Here is a 3786-nt window from a genome sequence, read left to right on the forward strand (position 1 = left end):
GTCGTGCGGTACTTCTGTGGAGCTGGTTTCATCCTGCTCAGGCTAACAGACCTACGCCTTATACCCTGGCCGAGCCTGATTTACGCAACAAAGCCAAATCCATGCATAAACGGATTTTCGCCGCATGGCTCTCCCGTCACTGGATCAAGCGATTCACACCAAAGATACGTTGAGAACTCAGTGTGCTTTTCGCAGTGCAGGTCTCCCTCATCCCATGTCAATCCATGTAGCGGCGTGGCGAGATCAGGCTCCGCTACGCCGAAGCGATGAGACAATTCGCTCATCGCCGCCTGATCTCTGGACAGCATCGCCTTCTGTCATAAAAGCGAGCTGCAATATGCTTCGAGGGCCTGAATCAACAGATGAGGGCGCGCGTGCACTTCGCCCACGGCCGCGGCTCGATCGATGTAGGCTGGCATCCCATATACGGTGTCGGCCGGAGTAGATTGTGCGTTCGTCATGTGAATGTTGGCCGGTTCTTTCATCACGCCCTCATAGTTACCATTGATTGAAAGGATCTCGCTTCACGGTAAATACCCGCAGCGGCGCACGATGTACACCGCTGCGGGCCGACCGTTTTGAGCCGACACCATCTAAAGGGTTTGAGTAATGCTCGCCCCTATAGAGGCTTGTGCAAGCTCTTTCCGAATGCCGTCACTTTCGCTACTTCTAAGTAGTCGCGCAATTTTTGCTGTCAAAGCCAAATTGACGATGCAGCAGAGGTTAAACGATGAAGCACCTGAAATTGTCCGAAGACGAGCGGCGTACGCTGCGTGAGATGGGCGTTTTCCACCCACACCCGAGAACGCGGATGCGAGCGCAAGGAGTTTTGCGGTTGAGCCAGGGGTTGACGCTTCAAAGAACGGCGGACGAGTTCGGGGGGCACTTGAACAGCGTCGAGCAGTGGCGACAACGCTGGAGCAAGCTCGGCTTGGCGGGGCTGTACGAGGGGCGTCATACCGGGCGCCCCAGGAAATGGACACCCGAGCAGCAGCAAGCTCTTGGCAAGTTGGCCGATTCGGAATCCGGTACCGTGGGGGCACTGCTGCGCCAGATCGAGCAAGGCCAGGACCACGCCTCGATCAGCGAAAGCACGGCTAAACGGTACCTCAAGGAGATGGACTTCACGTACAAGCGCTATCGGTACAGTTTAAAAAAAGCGAGCTCAGGAAGCGTTCGAGCACGCCGGCAAAGTGATCGACGCTCTGGTCAGGCTCGATCAGGAACAGCGGTGCGAGCTGCTGTATTTCGACGAATCAGGCTTCAGCCCGAATCCGCCGGTGCAGTACGGCTGGGGAAAAATCGGCCAGACCCGAGCCGTCGAGCCTCTCGCGCACCGGCAGCGCGTGAACGTGCTTGGGGCTTTGCGTCACGATGGCCAACTGACCTGGATAACTCAGCAGCGACCGACGACACGAGACGATGTCATTGCATTCTTCGAACAGATCGCGGTGCTTCCGCATAACGTTCCGCGAATCGTCTTGATCGATAACGCCGGCATACACAAAGGCGCCATCATGGATAAAAAGCGGCGTCAGTGGGCTAAACATGGGCTGCATCTGTACTATTTGCCGCCCTACAGTCCAGAGCTCAACCGAATCGAGATTTTGTGGAAGCACGCTAAGCATTTCTGGCGCCGCTTCGTTGCCAAGAACGGCGCAGACCTGCTTCACGAAATTCAATCCTTGATGAGCAGCTTCGGGACGAAGTTCACGATAAATTTTGGATGACTACTTAGACAAAGGTGTACGAGCAGATCTTGTTGCCCGCCGGATCACGCAGATAAGCTGCGTAGGCGCCAGGCAGGTGGCCACGCGGGCCAGGCTGCCCCTCGTCGGTGCCGCCTGCGGCAAGGCCGGCGGCGTGGAATGCATCTACCTCGGCGGGAGTTGCAGCAGCAAAGCCGATCGTCACGCCATTGCTGGAGGGCGCTTCACCGTTGCCAGGACGGGCAATGATAAAAGCCGGCTTTTCACGGCCGAAGAGCACCCAACCGTTACCGAATGGACCGAGGTTCTTGATGCCAAGAGCCCCCAGAGTCGCATCGTAAAACGCGGCCGACTTCTGAACGTCGGCGGCGCCGATAAAGACGTGCGAGAAAATGCTGTCACCGGAAATAACTGGAGTAGACATAGTTCTTTTTCTTGATATTTGATGTTAAATGAATAGTTAGTGTTCGTGAATCAATAGTGGATCACCGTGCGAATCGACTTGCCTTCGTGCATCAGATCGAAGGCTTTGTTGATATCCTCGAGACCCATGGTGTGGGTAACGAATGGGGCGAGATCGATCTCACCTTTCATTGCGTCTTCCACCATGCCGGGAAGTTGGGTGCGCCCTTTGACTCCGCCAAAAGCCGAGCCCTTCCAAGTCCGACCAGTGACCAGCTGGAATGGACGGGTCGAGATTTCCTTGCCAGCACCGGCGACGCCGATGACGATTGACTGGCCCCAGCCGCGATGGGCTGCTTCCAGCGCAGAGCGCATTACGTTGACATTACCAATGCACTCGAATGTATGGTCCACGCCCCAGCCGGTCATTTCGATGAGAACCTCGTGGATCGGCTTCTCGAAGTCCTTAGGGTTGAGACATTCGGTCGCGCCAAACTTACGAGCTAACTCGAACTTGGCTGGATTGGTGTCGATGGCAATTATGCGACCCGCCTTGGCTTGGCGCGCACCTTGGATTGCAGCGAGCCCAATGCCGCCAAGACCGAAGACGGCGACCGAGTCGCCCGGTTGCACCTTGGCCGTGTTGTGGACGGCACCGATACCGGTTGTTACCCCACAACCCAGCAGGCAGACGTGCTCCGGATTAGCATCCGGGTTGATCTTGGCCAGTGACACTTCCGCAACAACCGTATATTCGCTGAAAGTCGAACAGCCCATGTAGTGGTAAAGCGGTTGGCCGTTATAAGAAAAGCGAGTCGTGCCATCGGGCATCAGCCCCTTGCCTTGGGTCGCACGAACCGCGACACACAGATTGGTTTTGCCGGACTTACAGAACAGACACTCGCCACATTCAGCGGTGTAGAGTGGAATGACATGATCGCCAGGTTTCACACTGGTTACCCCTTCCCCTACCTCCATGACGATACCCGCTCCTTCATGGCCCAAAACGACCGGGAAAAGACCTTCGGGGTCATCGCCCGACAAGGTAAAGGCATCGGTGTGGCATACGCCAGTATTCGTGATCTTGACAAGAACTTCGCCCTTGCGCGGCGGCTCAACGTCAATCTCAACGATTTCCAGCGGCTTTCCAGGCCCGAAGGCAACTGCTGCACGTGATTTCATGATGTGGTTTCTTTCTAATCTAGGTGAATTTGTTCTCATCGAGGGCACTTCATCTCTCTAACGCAGGTACGACCGGACGATAGAGATTGTTTCGTCAATGGACTTGTTCTGCGAATCACTCCTGATCTCGCTATTCGGAAATTCTTCTCGCAGATAGCTTTCCAAGACCGTGGCCATCAAGCCGTTAACCGCTCCGCGGACTGCCGCGAGCTGCTGAAGAATCGCAGGGCAATCAGCACCTGCATCAAGTGCTTGTTCAAGAGTAGCTACCTGTCCTTTGATACGCCTGATACGCGTGAGGGCTTGTTTCTTTTCTTCCGGACTATATGGCATCGAACACCTCTCTACTAGTTAAGCGTCCCCACTATACCATACTGCCCTATAGGGCTCTGGTGCAAACCTGCAGCTCAGCTAGAATGACGGCCTTTGCCTAACATGCGTAGTCACGCGAGCACGAGCGACCTGTTCAAGGGCCGACACTTCGAACAAGAGA

4 protein-coding genes and 2 pseudogenes are annotated in these 3786 nt (G+C 55.5%); 2 read left to right on the forward strand and 4 right to left on the reverse strand.

Annotated elements, in window-relative coordinates; genetic code table 11:
* Positions 1–80 precede the first annotated feature (80 nt).
* A complete protein-coding gene (locus ABIB38_RS24050; protein WP_429207321.1) occupies positions 81–308 on the reverse strand; it encodes a DUF3422 family protein in 228 nt (75 codons plus the stop codon).
* A 503-nt stretch (positions 309–811) separates the two neighbouring features.
* Between ABIB38_RS24050 and ABIB38_RS24055 the strand changes: the two are divergent.
* Together ABIB38_RS24055 and ABIB38_RS24060 are read left to right on the forward strand one after the other, a co-directional pair.
* A pseudogene (locus ABIB38_RS24055) lies at positions 812–1099 on the forward strand (helix-turn-helix domain-containing protein); the annotation flags it as partial.
* A gap of 79 nt (positions 1100–1178) precedes the next feature.
* A pseudogene (locus tag ABIB38_RS24060) lies at positions 1179–1730 on the forward strand (IS630 family transposase); the annotation flags it as partial.
* A 4-nt stretch (positions 1731–1734) separates the two neighbouring features.
* Here ABIB38_RS24060 and ABIB38_RS24065 read toward each other — a convergent pair.
* Genes ABIB38_RS24065 through frmR form a run of 3 tightly spaced genes read right to left on the reverse strand, consistent with a single transcriptional unit; the run spans position 1735 to position 3626 of the window.
* A complete protein-coding gene (locus ABIB38_RS24065; protein WP_091877590.1) occupies positions 1735–2133 on the reverse strand; it encodes a VOC family protein in 399 nt (132 codons plus the stop codon).
* Between the two features lie 50 nt (positions 2134–2183).
* Positions 2184–3293, reverse strand: coding sequence for an S-(hydroxymethyl)glutathione dehydrogenase/class III alcohol dehydrogenase (locus ABIB38_RS24070; protein ID WP_091877588.1), 1110 nt, complete (start codon positions 3291–3293; stop codon positions 2184–2186).
* Positions 3294–3350: 57 nt separating this feature from the next.
* A complete protein-coding gene (frmR, locus tag ABIB38_RS24075; protein WP_429207323.1) occupies positions 3351–3626 on the reverse strand; it encodes a formaldehyde-responsive transcriptional repressor FrmR in 276 nt (91 codons plus the stop codon).
* Positions 3627–3786 lie beyond the last annotated feature (160 nt).

It is taken from the genome of Massilia sp. UYP11 (assembly GCF_050434805.1).
In the GTDB taxonomy this organism is placed as follows: Bacteria; Pseudomonadota; Gammaproteobacteria; order Burkholderiales; family Burkholderiaceae_D; genus Telluria.